The organism is Streptomyces indicus, from assembly GCF_900100315.1.
Taxonomy (GTDB): domain Bacteria; phylum Actinomycetota; class Actinomycetes; order Streptomycetales; family Streptomycetaceae; genus Streptomyces; species Streptomyces indicus.
In genome coordinates, this window is the sequence record NZ_FNFF01000001.1 from 183,691 (window position 1) to 200,838 (window position 17,148).

At 71.4% G+C, this 17,148-nt stretch carries 13 protein-coding genes; 5 read left to right on the forward strand and 8 right to left on the reverse strand.

Annotated features, from left to right (window positions below; genetic code table 11):
- The first annotated feature begins 54 nt into the window (after positions 1-54).
- A complete protein-coding gene (locus tag BLT97_RS00875) occupies positions 55-1,524 on the forward strand; it encodes a chlorohydrolase family protein (RefSeq protein ID WP_093606689.1) in 1,470 nt (489 codons plus the stop codon).
- 70 nt (positions 1,525-1,594) lie between these two features.
- Positions 1,595-2,815 carry an amidohydrolase family protein gene (locus BLT97_RS00880; protein ID WP_093606690.1) on the forward strand — a complete coding sequence of 407 codons (1,221 nt, stop codon included), beginning with the start codon at positions 1,595-1,597 and terminating at the stop codon, positions 2,813-2,815.
- A 152-nt stretch (positions 2,816-2,967) separates the two neighbouring features.
- On the opposite strand, the gene BLT97_RS00885 is transcribed toward BLT97_RS00880, so the two are convergent.
- From BLT97_RS00885 to BLT97_RS00905, 5 genes are read right to left on the reverse strand one after another with little or no spacing between them, the layout of a single operon-like run.
- Positions 2,968-3,981: an ABC transporter ATP-binding protein gene (locus BLT97_RS00885; RefSeq protein ID WP_093606691.1), complete on the reverse strand. Its 1,014-nt coding sequence runs from the start codon at positions 3,979-3,981 to the stop codon at positions 2,968-2,970.
- On the reverse strand, positions 3,978-5,021 hold the full coding sequence (locus tag BLT97_RS00890; protein ID WP_093606692.1) for an ABC transporter ATP-binding protein: 1,044 nt from the start codon (positions 5,019-5,021) through the stop codon (positions 3,978-3,980). Before BLT97_RS00890 ends, BLT97_RS00885 begins: the two co-directional genes overlap by 4 nt.
- A complete protein-coding gene (locus BLT97_RS00895; protein ID WP_093606693.1) occupies positions 5,018-5,914 on the reverse strand; it encodes an ABC transporter permease in 897 nt (298 codons plus the stop codon). The genes BLT97_RS00890 and BLT97_RS00895 overlap by 4 nt, the downstream gene beginning before the upstream one ends.
- Positions 5,911-6,885, reverse strand: coding sequence for an ABC transporter permease (locus BLT97_RS00900; protein ID WP_093606694.1), 975 nt, complete (start codon positions 6,883-6,885; stop codon positions 5,911-5,913). The genes BLT97_RS00895 and BLT97_RS00900 overlap by 4 nt, the downstream gene beginning before the upstream one ends.
- Complete coding sequence (locus BLT97_RS00905) at positions 6,882-8,495, reverse strand: ABC transporter substrate-binding protein (protein ID WP_093606695.1); 1,614 nt, start codon at positions 8,493-8,495, stop codon at positions 6,882-6,884. Before BLT97_RS00905 ends, BLT97_RS00900 begins: the two co-directional genes overlap by 4 nt.
- 342 nt (positions 8,496-8,837) lie before the next feature.
- Here BLT97_RS00905 and BLT97_RS00910 point away from each other — a divergent pair, with 342 nt between their 5' ends.
- Positions 8,838-10,031, forward strand: a complete 1,194-nt coding sequence (locus BLT97_RS00910; RefSeq protein ID WP_176953587.1) for an MFS transporter — start codon at positions 8,838-8,840, stop codon at positions 10,029-10,031.
- Between the two features lie 186 nt (positions 10,032-10,217).
- Here the strand turns inward: BLT97_RS00910 and BLT97_RS00915 are convergent, their stop codons facing one another.
- Complete coding sequence (locus BLT97_RS00915; RefSeq protein ID WP_425442652.1) at positions 10,218-11,081, reverse strand: SigB/SigF/SigG family RNA polymerase sigma factor; 864 nt, start codon at positions 11,079-11,081, stop codon at positions 10,218-10,220.
- Between the two features lie 424 nt (positions 11,082-11,505).
- Between BLT97_RS00915 and BLT97_RS00920 the strand changes: the two genes are divergently transcribed.
- Entirely contained in the window at positions 11,506-12,303 is a 798-nt protein-coding gene (locus tag BLT97_RS00920; protein ID WP_093606696.1) for a thymidylate synthase, read from the forward strand.
- Positions 12,300-12,830: a dihydrofolate reductase gene (locus BLT97_RS00925; RefSeq protein WP_093606697.1), complete on the forward strand. Its 531-nt coding sequence runs from the start codon at positions 12,300-12,302 to the stop codon at positions 12,828-12,830. The genes BLT97_RS00920 and BLT97_RS00925 overlap by 4 nt, the downstream gene beginning before the upstream one ends.
- A 67-nt stretch (positions 12,831-12,897) precedes the next feature.
- Here the strand turns inward: BLT97_RS00925 and BLT97_RS00930 are convergent, their stop codons facing one another.
- Positions 12,898-15,840, reverse strand: a complete 2,943-nt coding sequence (locus tag BLT97_RS00930) for a glycoside hydrolase family 3 protein (RefSeq protein ID WP_093606698.1) — start codon at positions 15,838-15,840, stop codon at positions 12,898-12,900.
- A 273-nt stretch (positions 15,841-16,113) separates the two neighbouring features.
- A complete protein-coding gene (locus BLT97_RS00935; RefSeq protein WP_093606699.1) occupies positions 16,114-17,127 on the reverse strand; it encodes a LacI family DNA-binding transcriptional regulator in 1,014 nt (337 codons plus the stop codon).
- Positions 17,128-17,148 lie beyond the last annotated feature (21 nt).

The window sequence follows — 17,148 nt, forward strand, 5'->3', positions numbered from 1 at the left end:
TTGGTATCCCAAGTGTTAGAGTCCGGGAGTTGCCCACCCCCGCAGGAGGCTCTTGTGCACACTCGCTGGCGTGCCGCCCATGTGCTGGCGTATCAGAACGGGCACCATGCGCTGCTGCGCGAGGGCGAAGTGGTGTGGCAGAACGACACCATCGTCCATGTGGGCCGCGGTTGGGAAGGGCCCGTCGACCGGGACGTGGACCTCGGCGACCGTCTCGTCCTGCCGGGCCTCATCGACCTCGACGCGCTCACCGACATCGACCATCTGATCCTCGACTCCTGGGCCTCGGCCGAGACGGGCCCGGGCCTTCAGTGGTCGCGTGCGTACGCCGCGCGGAGCAGGGACGTGTTCACCCGCGCCCAGCGCAAGGTGGTCCGCGAGTACGCGCTCGTGCAGCTCGCCCTGCACGGCATCACCACGTACATGCCGATCGCCTCCGAGGTGCACAGCTCCTGGGCGGAGACCTTCGAGGAGTTCGCCGACATGGCGGAGACCTCCCGGCGGATCGGTCTGCGCGGCTACCTCGGCCCGAGCTACCGCTCCGCGGTCAACATCGTCGACGAGGACGGCCGCCGCGACCTGTACTTCGACGAGGAGCGCGGCCGGGCGGGCCTGCGCGACGCGGAGCGCTTCCTCGACCATTCCGAAGCGCTGGCCGATCCGCTGGTGCAGGCCGCGCTGCTGCCCTGCCGCGTCGAGACCATGACTCCGGAGCTGCTGCGCGCCACCGCCGAGCTCGCGCGCCGGCGCGGTGTCCCGGTCCGGCTGCACTGCCTTCAGGGCACCGTCGAGCGTGAACTGGTGCATCGGCTCCACGACTGCACGCCGCTCGAACTGATCGAGCGCAGCGGCCTGTTCGACACGCATCTGCTGATCCCGCACGGCATCGTCATCGACCGGCACCCGTCCGTGTCCGGAGAGGACACCGGCGACCTCGACACGCTCGTACGGGCCGGGGTCTCGGTGATCCACTGCCCGCAGACCTCGCTGCGCTACGGCGACGTCCTGCACTCCTTCGGCGACTACCGCGCCGCGGGCCTCAACCTGTGCCTCGGCACGGACTCCTTCCCGCCCGACCTGATCCGCGGCATGGATCTCGGCGTGCACCTCGCGAAGGTGGTCGACGGCCGCGCGGACGCCGCACCGGCCGAGGCGTACGTGGAGGCCGCGACCCTGGGCGGTGCCCGGGCGCTCGGCCGGGACGACCTCGGCAGGATCGCGCCCGGCGCCCGCGCCGACCTCGTCGCCTTCCGCCTCGACGACATCCGCGACGGCGTCCTCGACGACCCGGTGCGCACCCTGCTGCTCAACGGCACGGCCCGCAACGCCACGCACTCCGTGGTAGACGGCCGGCCCGTCCTCGTCGACGGCACGCTGCCCGGTGTGGACATCGAGGCGCTGCGCGCCGAGGCCCAGGCACTCTTCGCCACGATGCGGGCCGCGTACGGCGAACGGGACCACAAGGGCCGCAGCGCCGACGAGCTCTTCCCGCCCAGCTTCCCCGCCTTCGACGAGGCCCGCTGAGGCGTTCACCGCCCTCCTCTCCCCGGCACTGAACCAACTCCCCCCGCACCGACCCAAGGAGTCACCACCCATGCTCATCAGGAACGTCCGCCCGTGGGGCGGCGAGGCCTCCGACATCGAGCTCCAGGACGGCCGGATCGCCGCCGTGCTGCCGCACGACCCGGCGCGTGCCGCGACCGGCGAGTCGGTGGACGGGCGCGGCCGGCTGGCCCTGCCCACCTTCTCGGACGTCCACTGCCACCTGGACTCCAACCGCGTCGGACTGCCGTTCCGCCCGCACACCGGCAAGCCGGGCGTGTGGGGCATGACGATGAACGACCGGGAGCACTGGCGCGAGGACGGCCCCGTCGCCGACCGCACCACGCGGCTGCTGGGTCGCATGATCGAGCGCGGCACCACGCGCGTGCGCAGCTACGCGCAGATCGACGCGGACTGCGGTCTCGAGCGCTTCGAGGGCGTACTCGCCGCGAAGGAGGCGCACAAGGACCGCGCCGAGGTGGAGATCATCGCGTTCCCGCAGGCAGGTCTCCTCCTGGAGAAGGGGGTGCCGGAGCTGATGGACCAGGCGCTCGCCTCGGGCGCCGCGGTGGTCGGCGGCATCGACCCCTGCACGCTCGACCGCGACCCGGTGCGGCACCTGGACATCGTCTTCGACCTCGCCGAACGCCACCAGGCTCCGGTGGACATCCACCTCCACGAGCCGGGCCACCTGGGCGTGTTCAGCACCGACCTGATCCTGGAGCGCACGCGCGCGCTCGGCATGCAGGGCAAGGTGACGCTCTCGCACGCCTACGAACTCGGCACCGTCGACGAGGCCACCACGCGCCGCCTCATCGAGGAGTTCGCGGAGCTCGACATCTCGATGGCCACCATCGCGCCGGCCCAGCAGCTCACCGCGCTGCCCCTGGTCGACCTCACCAAGGCGGGCGTTCGCGTGGGACTCGGCGAGGACGGCCAGCGCGACTTCTGGTCCCCGTACGGCAACGGCGACATGCTCGACCGCACCTGGCAGCTGGCCTTCACCAGCCGCTTCCGCGCCGACGAACTGATCGAGCACGCCTGGGCCGTGGCCAGCCGCGGCGGCCACGCGATCCTCGACCCGTCGCAGCAGCGGCTCACCTCCACCGCCGACCGTCCGGGCGTGGACGTCGGCGACGCGGCGGACCTGATCCTGGTCGAGGGCGACACGGTGGCGGCCGCCGTCATGGACCGCGGCTCGGACCGTACGGTGCTGCGCGCCGGCCGTGTGGTGGCGGACCAGCTGCGGCTCGTCTGGCCGCGCGTCCCGTAGCGCCGTGGGCCCTTGCCCGGGACCTCGCTTTCCGGGCAAGGGCGTTGACCGTGCCGGGCGTACGTATACGAGGAGGCCCTCACCCTGAATGATCAGGGTGAGGGCCTCCTCGTATGCGGACGTCTCAGGCCGCCGCCCGCACGCCGGACACCTCAGGCCGCCGCCCGCGCGTCCGGCGCCTTCCCGTCCTCGCCCACCAGGTGACAGGCGACCTCGCGCGGCGCCCCGCCCGGCTCGGCGGCCGGCAGGACCCGCAGCTCCGGGGCCTCGGTGCGGCAGCGGTCGGTGGCGAGCGGGCAGCGGGTGTGGAAGTGGCAGCCCGGCGGGGGATCCAGCGGGCTCGGCAGGTCGCCGCCGAGCACGATCCGCTCCCGCCCCGCCCGCGGGTCCGGCACCGGCGCCGCGGAGAGCAGCGCCTGCGTGTACGGGTGCTTCGGATCCGCGAACAGCTCGCCGGCCGGGGCCTGTTCGACGATGCGGCCCAGGTACATCACGGCGATCCGGTCGGCCAGATACTCCACCGCCGCCAGGTCGTGCGTGATGAACAGGCAGCCGAACCCGCGATCCTTCTGCAGGTCCGCGAGCAGGTTGAGCACCGAGGCCTGCACGGACACGTCGAGGGCCGAGGTGGGTTCGTCGGCGACGAGCAGCGCCGGCTCCACGGACAGGGCGCGCGCGATGGAGACGCGCTGGCGCTGGCCGCCCGAGAGCTGGTGCGGTGTGCGGTCGGCCAGTTCGGGCCGCAGGCCGACCTGGCGCAGGAGCTCGTCCACGCGGGCCGAGGCTTCGGCGCGGCTCGCGAGTCCGTGCAGCCGCAGCGGTTCGGCGATGATCTGCCGGATCGTCATGCGCGGGTTCAGGGAGGACGAGGGGTCCTGGAAGACCAGGTGGACCTTCTTGCGCAGCGGCCGCATCTGCCGGGCGGACAGCGAGGTGACGTCCGTACCGTCGATGACCACCTCACCGCCGGTCGGGGTGTCGAGCCGGACCACGCAGCGGCCCACGGTCGACTTGCCGCTGCCCGACTCCCCGACCAGGCCGACGACTTCGCCGGGTCCGATGGTGAGCGAGACGCCGTCGACGGCGCGCACGCTGCCGGACGGCGCGGGAAAGTGACGCCGGAGGCCGCGGACGTCCAGGACGGGGGTGGTCACCCGGTCGGTCATGCGGAGACCTCCTCTTCGGGTTGCGGGGTGACGGGGTGGTGGCAGGCGATGCGGTGGCCTCCCGCGAGGGTGCGCAGCTGCGGCCGTCCACCGCGGCAGTCGTCCTCGGCGAAGGCGCAGCGCGGCGCGAACGTGCAGGCGTCGGGCCGGCTGCGCAGGTCGGGCACGAGTCCCGGGATCTCGTTGAGCCGGGCCCGGCCGTCCTTCGTACGGCTGCCGGGGCGGAGCACGGCGCCGAGCAGACCACGGGTGTACGGGTGCGAGGGCGCGGCGAACAGCTCGTCCACCGGGGCCTGTTCGACCGGTCGGCCCGCGTACATGACGAGTACGCGGTCGGCAGTCTCCGCGACCACGCCCAGGTCGTGCGTGATGAGCACGATGGCCGTGCCCAGCCGGTCCCGCAGATTCTTCAGGACGTCGAGGATGCCCGCCTGGACGGTCACGTCGAGCGCGGTCGTGGGCTCGTCCGCGATGAGCACCGCCGGGTCGCAGGCCACCGCGATGGCGATCATCACGCGCTGGCGCATACCGCCGGACAGCTGATGCGGGTACTCGTCCACACGGCGGTCGGGCGCCGGGATGCCGACGAGGTCGAGCAGCTCGACGGCCCGCGCGCGGGCTTCCTTCTTGCTCAACTTCTGGTGGCGGATGAGGACTTCGGCGATCTGCCGGCCCACGGTGAGGACCGGGTTCAGCGAGGTCATGGGCTCCTGGAAGATCATCGACAGACGGCGGCCGCGCAGCGGGCGCCAGGTGCGCTCGTCCGCTCCGACGAGTTCCTGCCCGTCGAGGGTGATGGAGCCGCCGATGCGGGCCGTCGGGGGCAGCAGTCCCATGACGGCCATGGACGTGACGGACTTGCCGCAGCCCGACTCGCCGACCACGGCGAGGACTTCGCCGGGCGCGAGGTCGTAGGAGACGCCGTCCACGGCGTGCACGGTGTCGTCGGGGCCCGCGAAGGAGACGGTCAGGTCGCGGACGCTGAGGACCGGTCCGGTCCTGGCCGCCCCGGTTGCGGGGGAAGGTGCGGTGGTGGTCACCGGGAGCCTCCACGGGGGTCGAGGATGTCGCGTACGCCGTCGCCGAGCAGGTTGAACGCCAGCGTGGCGAGCACGATGACGAGGCCCGGGAAGACCGCCATCCAGGGGGCGTTGGCGATGAACGGCTGCGCGCTGGAGAGCATCACGCCGAGCGACGGGGACGGCGGCTGCACGCCGAGACCGAGGAAGCTGAGCACCGCCTCGCCGATGATCGCCGAGGGGATGCCGACCGTGGCCTGCACGATCAGGGCCGAGGTGGCGTTGGGCAGGATGTGCCGGAACAGGATCGTGCCGTCACCGGCGCCGTTGGCGACGGCCGCGCCCACGTAGTCGAGGTGCTTCAGCCGCAGGGTCTCGGCTCGGGTGATCCGGACGATCGCGGGGATCTGCGAGATGCCGATCGCGATGGTGGCGTTCTTCAGGGACGGACCCAGCACGGCGGCCAGGCCGACCGCGAGCACGAGGAAGGGGAACGCCAGCATGGTGTCGGTCAGGCGCGAGACGACGGTGTCCGCGAACTTCCCGTAGTAGCCCGCGAGCAGCCCCAGGGGCACGGCCACCACGAAGGCGAGCGCCACGGCGAGCACACCCACCTGCATCGACGCGGTGACACCGACGAGGACACGGGAGAGCTGGTCGCGTCCGAGGTCGTCGGTGCCGAGCCAGTGTGTCCAGCTCGGGGCGGCGAGCACGTGGTCGAAGTCGGGCTGTGCGGGGTCGTACGGCGTGAGCAGCGTGGAGAACACGGCGACGAGCACGAAGAGCGCGCCGAGGACCGCGCCGGTCAGGGCCAGCTTGTTGCGGCGCAGCCTGCGCCAGGCGTCGGACGCGCGGCCGCGGGGCTTCGCCACGGCGGCCGGCGCGACGGGAGCGGTGTCGACGGCGGCCGTCATCGCGAGCCTCCCAGTCGGATACGCGGGTCGACCACCGAGTAGAGGAGGTCGACCAGGAGATTGATCAGGATGTATGCGGCCGAGGTGAAGAGCACGACGCCCTGCACCATGGCGTAGTCACGGGTGAACACCGCGTCGATGGTGAGCTTGCCGAAGCCCGGCAGGACGAAGACCTGCTCGGTGACGACAGCTCCGGAGATCAGCTGGCCCAGCTGGAGACCGAGCACCGTGATGACGGTGACGAGCGAGTTGCGCAGGGCGTGCGAGCCGATGACCGCGCGCCGGGACAGGCCCTTGGCGCGGGCGGTGCGCACGTAGTCCGAGGACAGGGCGTCCAGCATCGCGGCCCGCGTCTGCCGCATGACCACGGCGGCGAGTCCGCTGCCGAGCACGATCGCGGGCAGGATGAGCCGGCGCAGGTTCTCCACCGGGTCCTGTCCGAACGGGACGAAACCGGAGGCCGCGAACACCGGGATGGCGATGGCGAAAGCGAGCACGAGCAGCATGCCGAGCCAGAAGGTCGGCACCGACATGCCGAGCAGCGCGATGCCGTTCGCGAGCCATTCCTCGGGCTTTCCGCGCCGCACGGCCGCGACCACACCGGCCCCGATGCCGAGCACGATGGCCAACAGTAGGGCGAGCGCCGCCAGTTCGAGGGTGATGGGCAGCGCGTCGAGGATGGAGTCGAGGACGGGCAGGCCGCTGCGGGCCGAGGTGCCGAAGTCGCCGGTGACCGCGTGGGTGATGTAGTTCCAGTACTGGACCGCGATGTTGTCGTTGAGCCCGTACTCCTCGCGGATCGCCGCGAGCACCGCGGGGTCGGTCTGTTCGCCGGCCATGGCCTGCGCGGTGTCGCCGGGCATGGCACGCACCCCGGCGAAGACCGTGATGCTGACCAGGACCATGGTGAGCAGCGCCTGGCCCAGGCGCCGGCCGGGGTAGGAGGTGAGCCACTTGCGGGCGGTGGTCATCCCTGCGCCCCCTTCACGTATCCGGCTTCCTTGACGCGGATGAGGCCGTCGCCGGAGAGCGCGATACCGCTGATGTCCTGTGCGGCCACGGCGTAGTTGATGTTGCGGTAGAGGTAGATGACCGAGTGCTGCTTGTTGATGGCCTCGGTCAACTTCCGGTAGATCTCCCGGCGTTCGGACACGTCGGCCGTGGAGCGGCCCGCGGTGATCAGGCGGTCGATCTCCGGGTCGGAGAGCTTGCCCTGGTTGTTGCTGCCGTCGGTGCCGACGAGGCTGTCGATGTTGCCGGCCGGGTCGGGCTGTCCGCCCCAGCCGCCGGTACGGGCCTGGAAGTCCCCGGCGAGCGTGCGCGTGAGACCGGTGGCGAACTCGGTGGGCCGCAGCCGTACGTCGAAGCCCGCCTCCTTGGCCATGGCCTGCACGACCTGCCCGAGCCGGTTGTCCTCCGGCGTCGTGTTGATCATCAGCTCCAGGGGCACCGGGGTGTCGACCCCGGCTTCCTTCAGGAGCTTCCTGGCCTTCTCGACGTCGCGCTCCGGGCAGGTGACCGGTGTGCTGAGCGGGGTGCCGGGCGGCACGGGCCCGCAGGCCGGCGCGTACATGTCCTGGAAGACGACCTTGTTGATCAGCTTGCGGTCGAGGGCCAGGTCGAAGGCCTCGCGGACGCGCACATCACGCCCGAACGGGGTGTCCAGCTTGCCCGGCGGCTGGTCGATCCCGTCGGTGTTGCCGACGTTGAGCGTGATCGCCATGTAGCCGAGCGAGGGCGTGTTGAGCAGCTGGAGGTCCTTGTCGGCGAGGGCGCTCTTCACCTCGACCGGGCCCATCTGGTCGCCGATCTGCACATCTCCGGAGCGCAGGTTCGCAAGGCGGATGTTGCCGTCGGTGATGGTCTTGTACGTGACGCCGTCGAGGTGGACCTTGTCCGCGTCGTAGTAGAGCGGATCCTTCTTGAGCTCGATCCGGTCGCCGATGACGCGCTTGTGGTACTTGAACGGGCCGACGCAGGAGGGGTGGGCCGCAAAGTTCTTGCCGTACTTGGCTATCGCCTTGGGCGACATGATCAGGCCCGCCGTGTTGGCGAGCCGCCCGAGCAGCGGGGTGTCGGCGTGCTTCAGGGTCAGCCGCACCGTGTACGGGCCGATCGCCTCGACCTTCTGAACCGAGTCGATCTCCGAGGCGCGGCCCGAACCCTTGAGGTGAAGATGCCGGTCCAGCGAGGTCTTCACGGCCTTCGCGTCCAGCTTGGCGCCGTCGCTGAAGCGCGCGTCGCGCCGCACATCGAAGGTGAAGGTCTTCCCGCCGTCGGTGATCTTCGGCAGGGAAGCGGCGAGTTGGGGCACGAACCGGTTGCGCTGGTCCACGTCGTAGAGCTGCTCGCACATGGAGGTGAACACGGTCCGGGCGACCAGGGTGCCGGTCAGGGACGGGTCGAGCATGTCGGGGTCCGACTTGAGGCCGATCACGGCCGTTCCGCCGTCCCGTACCGGACGGGAGTCCTGGAGCCGGGGCTCTGCGGCGGTCTGCTGACCCGGCGGGGCGAGCGACCCGCATGCGGTGGCCAGCGTCAGCAATGCGGCCGCCGCGAGCGCGGCAGGTAGGCGACGCACGGGACCACACCTCCTTACACGAGCAGGGGCGCAGGCCCGGTCGGGCCGCGCGGAGTGGCGTCACGGTATACCGCAGCGCCATTCCACCCATTGGACAACCCTGTCGTTAGATCCCTGACTGCCCCTTATTTCCGACCCAAACAGGAGCATTAGCCGCGTCCGCATTCCGGATGATCGTTACCGCTTCGAGTCTTTGGTATTCCATTTTGACGAACACGTGATGGCGGCGTGGAGCTTCGACGCCTCGAGGGCACACATCGGCCGAGCACCTGAGCACGAGGCCGCGCGAACGTGACCGAATCCCCCTTGTCCGGACCGCGGCCGCACCCCTACGCTCATTTTGTGCCGACACTGAACAAACTCCGGTCCGGATCCGCCGACACCACCACGCCCTCCGCCCTGCGACGCCTGCGCGTCGTCCTGACGGTCTTCTTCGCCCTGGACGGGTTCATCTTCGCCGGATGGGTCGTCCGCATCCCCGCGATCAAAGAGCAGACGGGCGCCTCGTCCAGCGCGCTCGGCCTGGCGCTGCTCGGCGTCTCGGTGGGCGCGGTGGTGACGATGGTGTTCACCGGGCGGCTTTGCCGCCGCTTCGGCAGCCATCCGGTGACCGTGGTCTGCGCGGTGCTGCTCTCCCTGAGCGTGGCCCTGCCTCCGCTCACGCACTCGGCCATGGCGCTGGCGGCGGTCCTTCTGGTCTTCGGTGCGGCGTACGGAGGCATCAACGTCGCCTTCAACAGCGCCGCCGTGGACCTCGTCGCGGCCCTGCGCCGCCCGATCATGCCCAGCTTCCACGCCGCCTTCAGCCTGGGCGGCATGGTCGGCGCCGGACTCGGCGGCCTGATAGCCGGCTCCCTCTCCCCCACGACCCACCTGCTCGGACTCACCCTCATCGGCCTGCTCGTCACGGCCGTGGCGGGCCCCGCCCTGCTGCGTCTCGCGCCTCCGGCGGCCCCGACCGGTCAGCCGGACAAGGCCACGGGCCCGCGCCGCCTGGACTCCCGCACCCGCCGCCTGGTCCTGATCTTCGGCTTCATCGCCCTGTGCACGGCCTTCGGCGAAGGAGCGCTCGCCGACTGGGGCGCCCTCCACCTCGAACAGGATCTGAACGCGCACCCCGGCCTGGCGGCCGCCGGTTACTCCGCCTTCGCTCTCGCCATGACGCTGGGCCGGCTGAGCGGAACCACGCTCCTCGAGCGCCTCGGCCAGACCCCGATCATCGTCGCCGGCGGCGCCACCGCCGCGGCCGGCATGCTCCTGGGCGCCCTCGCCCCCACCGTCTGGCTCGCGCTGGCCGGCTTCCTCGTCACCGGCCTCGGCCTCGCCAACCTCTTCCCCGTGGCCGTCGAACGCGCCGGTGCCCTCGCGGGACCGAGCGGCGTGGCCACCGCCTCCACCCTCGGCTACGGCGGCATGCTCCTCGGCCCGCCGGCGATCGGCTTCATGGCGGACTGGTTCACCCTGCCGGTCGCGCTGACGAGCGTGGCCGTGCTCGCGGGAGTGGCCGGGGTCATCGGGTACGCGACCCGAAGGTGACGCCTTGTGCGGCAGGGCCGGCACCCGCCGGCCGCTTGGCCGCACGGTCCCGTTCCCCGCTCGGCAGGCAAATCGCCTTGTACAGCAGGCGCCTTGTGCGCCTGATCGTTCGCATGGTCCGGCGTCCTCCCCTCTCTCCGGCCGGCGGCCGGGTCGGCTCCGCTTCCTTGCCCCGCGCGCGCCGTCTCATTCCTCGGACAGCAGACCCCTGCGCAGCCGGCCCAGGGTCTGCGAGAGCAGCCGGGACACATGCATCTGCGAGATGCCCAGGACCTCGCCGATCTCCGCCTGGGTCATCTCCTGGCCGAACCGCAGCTCGATGATGTGCCGTTCGCGGTCCCCGAGTCCGGCCAGGAGCGGGGCCAGGCTGTGCAGGTTCTCGAAGGTCTCGAAGCAGGGGTCGACCTCGCCCGTCACTTCGGCGAGCGGCCGGTTCTGCCGGCCTCTTCCGCCGGCGTCCCGCTCGTCCTGCGTGGTGTCCAGGGACCCGGCCGTATAGCCGTTGGCCGCCACGATGCCCTCGATGACCTGCTCCTCGGTGACGTCGAGTGCGGCCGCGAGCTCCCGCACCGTCGGCTCGCGGCCGAGTTCGGCCACCAGCCGCTCCTGGGCCCTGGCCAGCTGGATCCGGAGCTCCTGGAGCCTGCGCGGTACGTGCACGGACCAACTGGTGTCCCGGAAATGACGCTTGATCTCGCCGAGGATGTAGGGGACGGCGAAGGAGACGAACTCGACGCCGCGGCCGGTGTCGAACCGGTCGATGGCCTTGATCAGGCCCACGGTCCCGACCTGCACGATGTCTTCCACCTGGCCGTTTCCACGGTTGCGGTAGCGCCCCGCGACGTACTGGACCAGGGAGACGTTCATCTCGATCAAGGTCCTGCGCGTGTACAGGTACTCGGCACAGCCCTCCTCCAGCTCGGCCAGCCGCGCCAGGAGCACCTTCGTCAGGTCCCGTGCGTCCTTCGGCGCCACCTCGTCGGCGCGCTCGATGCCCGGAGGCAGCAGCCCTTCCCCCGCTGCCGGAAGTCCGTCTCCCGGGGGCAGCAGTCCGCCGCCTGGAGGCAGCAGTCCGGCTTCGCCCTCTGCCGCCCGGGGCGGCCCTGCCGCCTCGTCCACATCGGCCGTGCCGTCGGCCGGCTCATGGGTGCCCTCCCTCCGCTGGTACGACGCCACGCGACGCCGCAGCGGCGGCCTCGGTACCGCGCGGGGGCGGCCCGGGGGCGGCGCGCCGGCTGTGCTCTGCGTGGACTCCTCGTATCGGCTTCTGTTCACCAATCTCCCTCCCTGGCACACGGTCGGGAGAGTCGTTCCGCGCACACCGGGCCCACTACCGGGACCTTGTTCACCCAGAGGGAGGGCCGAAGGTCCTTTCCCGGGCGGAACGCGAGCGCCGGGCCCGGTGGCGCGCGCCGGGACGTCGCCGCAAGCCGCGAGGTCATCGGGCCGTACGTGATCGGTAGACTCGACGCCCGTGGCGGACAACCAGTACGAAGACCTGTTGCGACATGTGCTCACCTCCGGGACGGCCAAGGCCGACCGGACGGGGACCGGGACCCGGAGTGTCTTCGGGCACCAGCTGCGCTACGACCTCTCGCAGGGGTTCCCCCTGGTCACGACGAAGAAGGTGCACCTCAAATCGATCGTCTACGAGCTGCTGTGGTTCCTGCGCGGCGACGCGAACGTGCGGTGGCTGCAGGAGCACGGCGTCACGATCTGGGACGAGTGGGCCGACGAGAACGGTGACCTGGGACCGGTCTACGGCGCGCAGTGGCGCTCGTGGCCCGCGCCGGACGGACGGCACATCGACCAGATCAGCGAGGTACTCGACACGCTGCGCCACAACCCCGACTCACGCCGGATGATCGTCTCCGCGTGGAACGTGGCCGAGCTGGACAAGATGGCGCTGGCGCCCTGCCACGCGTTCTTCCAGTTCTACGTGGCCGACGGCAAGCTCTCCTGCCAGCTGTACCAGCGAAGCGCGGACCTGTTCCTCGGCGTGCCGTTCAACATCGCGAGCTACGCCCTGCTCACCCACATGGTGGCGCAGCAAGTCGGCCTGGAGCCGGGCGACTTCATCTGGACCGGCGGCGACTGCCACATCTACGACAACCACGTCGAGCAGGTGACGGAGCAGCTGTCGCGGAGCCCGTACGACTTCCCGCGCCTGAACCTGCGCAAGGCCGAGTCCCTCTTCGACTACGCGTACGGCGATGTCGAAGTGGTGGACTACCGGCACCACCCGGCGATCAAGGCGCCGGTGGCGGTGTGACCGCGCGTACGGACGGCGGATCGCCCGCCGTCGGGCTGATCTGGGCGCAGAGCCTCGACGGTGTGATCGGCGCGGACAACACGATCCCGTGGCGGCTGCCGGAGGACTTGGCGCACTTCAAGGCCACCACGCTCGGACACCCGGTGGTCATGGGGCGCAGGACCTGGGACTCACTGCCCGCGCGCTTCAAGCCCTTGCCCGGACGGCGCAACATCGTCGTGACGCGGGATCCTCACTGGGCGGCCGAGGGCGCGGACCGCGCCGGCTCGGTCGCGGAGGCGCTGGAGCTCGCGGCCAAGCCGTACGGCGACAGCGAGCCGGAGTCGGTCTGGGTGATGGGCGGCGGGGAGATCTACCGCGCCTGTCTGGAGCGCGCGTCGATGCTCTCGGTGACCGAGGTCGACGTGGCGGTGGCCGGCGACACCTACGCCCCGGCGCTCGACGCCACATGGCAGGTCGCCGAGGACCACGGCTGGCAGGTGGCCGCCTCGGGGCTGCGCTACCGGATCCGCACGTACACGCGCTGAAGCACACGGAAGACTCCCGGACGGCGGGGCCGACCTCGCCCCGCCGTCCGGGAGTCCTGCTCCGACCTCAGCGCAAGGAGAAGGTCGCCAGCCGCACGCCTTCGGTGAACACGAGGCACACGTCCTGGCGTCGGGCGGCGCCCGAGAGCGTGGCTGTGACCTCCTGGTACGTGTAGCGGGAGCCGGTGCTCGCCACCGTCGCCCGGCCCGCGAGGCGCCCGTCCGGCGCGCCCAGGCGCACCTCCACCGCTCCGTCGCCCGCGCTCTCCTTCGCCACCCGCGCCGTCAGCCGGCGCGCGCCCGAGCGCAGATCGGCGTCCGCGAACAGGAGCCAGGCGCGGGCGGATTCGGCGCCGACCGCGGTGCCGCGCGGCTTGGTCTCGTCCACGAGCCGTACGCCTTCGTAGTCGTCGAAGTTCTCCGCGCGCGTGGTGCGCGACAGATCACGCGGCGGGACCGTCTCGCCCTCGATGTCCAGGGTGGTGCGGCCGCGGATGTCGCCGGCGGAGGAGCCGACCATGATCTCGTACGTGCTGCGCTCCACGACCCAGCGGGAGCGGGTCACGTCCCAGTGCGCGAGGGCGTCGCGGGACAGCGGCAGCGTCACCGTGCGCGTCTGCCCGGGCTTCAGGGTGAGCTTGCGGAACGCCTGGAGCTTCTTCAGGGGCTGCTTGACGCGCGAGCTGCGCTGGCGGGTGTAGAGCTGGACGACCTCGGTTCCGGTGCGGCGCCCGGTGTTCGTGACCGCGACCTCGATGCCGCCGCGGACCGCCTTCGGCCGGCCGTAGCGGAAGGTGGTGTACGACAGGCCGTGCCCGAAGGGGTACAGGACCTCGCCCTTAAAGTACTGGTAGGTGCGCTCGTACTTGATGTTGTCGTATTCGAGGATCGAGGGCAGGTCGTCCTCGGTCCGGTACCAGGTCTGGGTGAGGCGGCCGGAGGGGTCGGCGTCGCCGAAGAGGATGTCGGCGAGCGCGGTGCCGGTCTCCTGGCCCGCGTGCGTGGTCCAGACAAGGGCCGGTACGTGCTCCTGTTCCCAGGTGAGCGTGGTGGGGTAGCTGTTCTCGACCACGACCACGGTGTCCGGGTTGGCCGCCAGGACTGCCTTGATCAGGGCCGACTGGGTCTCGGCCAGGCCCATGTCCTCGCGGTCGTCGGTCTCGCGGGAGTTGATGAAGGGCATGGAGCCCACCACCACGACCACCCGGTCCGCGTCCCGGGCCAGCGCCACCGCCTCCTGCGTGCCGTCGCGGACGACCTCGCGCGTGTAGCGGCTCGCGCCGGCGGCCGGGCCGAGCACGAGCACGCCGTCCGCGGGGCGGGCGCGCAGGTAGACCTCCTCGCCGAACCAGTTCTCGTAGCCGGAGTAGCGCAGCAGGACCGTCCCGTCGCTCTGCTCCTCCAGCTTGAACAGCTGCGAGACGAACCAGCCGTTGGGCTGCTCCTGGTCGTTGAAGAACTGATTGCCCTCGGGCCCGCCGCCGTCGGCGTCGCGCAGGCCGACGACCTTGCCGTTGGCGGCCGAGCGGAGTGTGACCACGCCCTGGCCCCAGCCGAAGAGGTCGAAGTGGGCTGTCTCGCCGGGTTCTCCGGTGGTCTCCTTGAGCGCCGCCCCGGCCGCACCCGTGCCCGCCGTCACGTACGCGCCGGTGGCGGCGTTCTTCAGCGCGATCCGGTCCACGCCCTCGCTCGACGTGACGGTCGCGCCCGCGCCAAGCCGCTTCCTGATGCCAGCCAACGGCGTGACCTTGTACGGGAGTTCACCGGAGTACCAGTCCGCGTACAGGGTGTCCGCGAGCGGGCCCAGGACCGCCACCTTGCGCAGCCCGCGGGCCTCCAGAGGCAGTGCGCCGCCCTCGTTCTTCAGGAGCACGACCGCCTCGGTGGCGGCGCGGCGGGCCAGCCGCCGGTGCTCGGGGCTGTCGATCACCGACTTGCCGATGTGTCCGTACGGGCCGCCGCCCTCGTCGAACTCGCCGAGCCGGAACCGGATGTCGAGGATGTGCCGTACCGCGGTGTCGATGTCCGACTCCGCCAACAGGCCTTCCTTCAGGGCGGTGTTGACGGCGGCGACGGTGTTCGCCGGGTTCGCGTCGTCCGTGGTGAAGCTGTCGAGACCGGCCTTGAGGATGGCGGCGTCGGCCTCGGCCAGGGTGTCGAAGTACTTCTGCGAGCCGGTGGCGGGGAGGTTGTTGGGCGCCCAGGCGTCGGTGACGTTCATCAGCGCGCGGTCGGTCCAGGTGCGCACCGAGCCGTTCAGGTCGGTGACCGTGCACGGGCGGCCGTTGACCAGGTTGTACGCGGTCATCACGCCGCAGGCCGCGTCCGCCGAGATGGCGGCCTTGTACGCCGGCTCCTCGTACTCCCTGTAGATGCGGGGCCTGATGTCCGAGGAGGTCTGGTCGCGCCGGATCTCGTTGTTGTTCGCGAGGAAGTGCTTGACCAGCGGGGCCGTCTTGAGGTGGTCGGGGTCGCCGCCGCTCAGCCCCTTCGCGTAGGCGGTCGAGATGACGCCGGTCAGGTAGGGGTCCTCGGAATAGCCCTCCTCGTTGCGGCCCCAGCGCGGGTCGCGCAGCAGCTGCACCGTGGGCGACCAGACGTTGAGACCCCAGCCCGGCGGCCGCTCGTGCTGGAGGCCGCGCACCTCGTCGCCCACGGCGGAGCCGACCTGCTCGATGAGCTCCGGGTTCCAGGTGGAGCCGAGGCCGACGGCCTGCGGGAAGACGGTGGCGGGGCCGAGCCAGGCGAGACCGTGCAGGGCTTCGGTGCCGGTGCGGAAGGCCTTCATGCCGAGCCGCGGGATCGCCGGCTGCCACTGGTGGAGCAGGGAGATCTTCTCGTCGAGGGTGAGCTGGCCGAGCAGCTCCTCCACGCGGCCGGCGAGCGCGCGGGCCGCGGGAGAGGCGGCCGTGGCGCTCGAAGCCGGGGCTCCGGCGGCCGCGGCGGGCCGGGCCGCGGCGCCCGCCAGGGCGACGGCGAAGGGGACGGTCAGAACGGTTCTGCGTCTCACGTACGTGACTCCTTCCGATCGTGCCGGACCGCTTCGGTCGAAGCGGTTCGACGGCAGGGGTGGGTCAGGACATGGAGCGGGTGGTGCTGCACAAGGTGGTGCGGTGCAGTTGTACGACGGCCGGGCGCTCAGCCGTGCGGGCGGCCGGGCGCTCAGCCGTGCGGGCGGCCGGGTCGCTCAGCCGTCCGCACGGACGGACGCTCAGCCGTCCGCACGGACGGACGCTCAGCCGTCCGCACGGACGGACGCTCAGCCGTCCGCACGGACGGACGCTCAGCCGTGCAGGCCCCGCGGCGCGGTGGTCGCCCGGCGCGTCAGCCGGGGCGGCAGCAACGTGGCTTCCGGTACGGGGAGTCGGTCCAGCTTGCGCATCAGGAGCTCCACCGCCTCCGCGCCGATCTCCGCGGTGGGCACCGCCACGGACGTGACGGGGAGCGGCGCCTGCTCGGCCTGCTCGTCGGGGCAGATGGCCACCAGGGACAGGTCCTCGGGCACGCGCAGCCCCAGCTCCTGGAAGGCCTCGATCAGCGGCTGCACCAACGGTTCGTTGTGCACGACGAGACCGGTCAGCTCAGGGTGTTCGGTGAGCAGCCGCTGCGCCATCTCCCGGGCCGCCGCCTGGGTCGCGCCGCACGGGTGGACCATCGAGACGAGCCCGCGCTCGTCCGCAGCGGCGGTGAATCCGTGGGCGACGCGCTGCGCGAAGCCGGTCTCGCGCAGATAGACCTCGGGCGGCGAGCCGACCAGGGCCACGCACCGGTGGCCGAGTTCGGCCAGATGCGTCACACAGGCCGCGCCCGCCGCTTCGAAGTCCAGGTCGATGCAGGTGAGTCCGGCCGGTTCGGCGGGGAAGCCGATGAGCACGGACGGCCGGTCGAGCACGCGCAGCAACGGCAGTCTGGCGTCGTGCAGTTGGACGTCCATCACGATCAGCGCGTCGACCAGCGCGGTGTCCGCGACGCGCCGCAGCCCCTCCTCCCCCTCCTCCTGCGTGAGCAGCAGCACGTCGTGGTCGTGCCGCCGTGCCGCGGTCACCACCGACACGGCGAACTGCATGACGACCGGCACATGCATGCCGACGCGGAACGGCACCACGAGTGCCAGCACGTTGGACCTGCTGCTGGCCAGGGCGCGGGCGCCCGCGTGCGGCCGGTAGCCGAGTGCGTGGATGCTGGCCTCGATGCGCAGCCGGGTCTCCTCCGAGATCGGCCGCTTGCCGCTGAGGGCGTACGAGACCGTGCTCGGCGACACCCCGGCATGCCGTGCCACATCGGTGATCTTGACCATCAACTCCCCCTCGGCGACCGG

Coding starts and splice junctions, on each gene's coding strand:
- BLT97_RS00880 (WP_093606690.1), top strand. CDS start 1,595: ATGCTCATCAGGAACGTCCGCCCGTGGGGCGGCGAGGCCTCCGACATC.
- BLT97_RS00885 (WP_093606691.1), bottom strand. CDS start 3,981: ATGACCGACCGGGTGACCACCCCCGTCCTGGACGTCCGCGGCCTCCGG.
- BLT97_RS00895 (WP_093606693.1), bottom strand. CDS start 5,914: ATGACGGCCGCCGTCGACACCGCTCCCGTCGCGCCGGCCGCCGTGGCG.
- BLT97_RS00900 (WP_093606694.1), bottom strand. CDS start 6,885: ATGACCACCGCCCGCAAGTGGCTCACCTCCTACCCCGGCCGGCGCCTG.
- BLT97_RS00935 (WP_093606699.1), bottom strand. CDS start 17,127: ATGGTCAAGATCACCGATGTGGCACGGCATGCCGGGGTGTCGCCGAGC.